This window comes from Kineococcus glutinatus (assembly GCF_039542765.1).
Taxonomy (GTDB): domain Bacteria; phylum Actinomycetota; class Actinomycetes; order Actinomycetales; family Kineococcaceae; genus Kineococcus_A; species Kineococcus_A glutinatus.
This window is the reverse complement of record NZ_BAABIL010000821.1, coordinates 1-984: the sequence shown is the minus strand read 5'-3', so window position 1 is coordinate 984 and position 984 is coordinate 1. Positions and strand designations below refer to the sequence as shown.

The following is a 984-nucleotide window of genomic DNA, read 5'->3' as shown; positions in this document are numbered from 1 at the left end:
CGTGGCGGCGGTGGCGCTGCTGGCCGGCGCCGCGACCGTCGACGGCTCCCTGCAGGCCGCCCCGACGGCGCTGGCGCGCGGCCTGGAGCACGCGTGGGGCGACTACGGCGCCGACGGGCGCACCGCCACGGGCGAGCGCGACCCGGAGGCGGGCGGGGCGTGGACGCCGGACCTGCTGGCGGCGATCACGGAGCTGTCCGGCGAGCAGGCCGAGGATCTCGTCGTGCTGTCCTCCCTGTACGAGCTGGCGACGTTCGCCCCGTACCACGGCTTCCAGCAGATGACCGCCCACTACGCCAACCCGCTGGCCGACTTCGACGCCCGCCGCGAGCAGGTGGAGGACTGGGCGCGCGCGAGCGACGGCGCCGACCTGGTGCGCCGCCTCGACACCAGCCCGTTCCGGGCCCCGGACGTCTTCGTGCTGCACCGCGCCGGGGACCGGCTGGAGATCGGGATGACCACCGACATCTTCCCCGCCGAGCCCAACGTGGGCTGGGAGACGGTCTCCTTCGACCGCGCCCTCTTCGACGAGGCCCTGTTCGACCTGCGCGACGTGGGGCCGTTCACGGTCGTGGCGCGCCGATAGGTTCTGCTCCCGTGCTCCGAGCCCGCGCCGCCGGCGTGCTGCCCCGCGCAGGCCTGCTGCCCCTCGCCGTCGCCGCGCTCACCGCGCTGCTGTCCTGCCTGCTGCCGCTGGCGCCCGTCACCGTGCGCACCCCGCAGGTGCACTGGCCCGTGGACCCCGCCGCCCCGAGCTCCACGGTGGCGCTGTTCATGCCGTACCGCCCCCTCGACGTCACCGCCACCGTCCCGGCCGCGGCGCTGCGCGCGCTCGACGCGCGCACCGGCGCCGGGCAGCGTTCGACGGCGGTGGCGACGGCCGAGGCGGGCGACGCCCGCGGCGAGGAACGCTCCCTGAGCGTCACGGTCGGCGGGGGGCGGCTGCAGGTGCGCTCCTCCGGGCGCACGCTGGTGGACACGGAC

General features: G+C 76.9%; 1 protein-coding gene and 1 pseudogene. Both read left to right on the top strand.

Features of this window, described 5'->3' with window-relative positions; translation table 11 throughout:
• The coding region (locus ABEB16_RS21720; RefSeq protein ID WP_345714250.1) for an arabinofuranosyltransferase at nucleotides 1–586 on the top strand (586 nt) is incomplete at its 5' end.
• A gap of 11 nt (nucleotides 587–597) precedes the next feature.
• Nucleotides 598–984, top strand: a pseudogene (locus ABEB16_RS21715) (hypothetical protein); the annotation flags it as partial.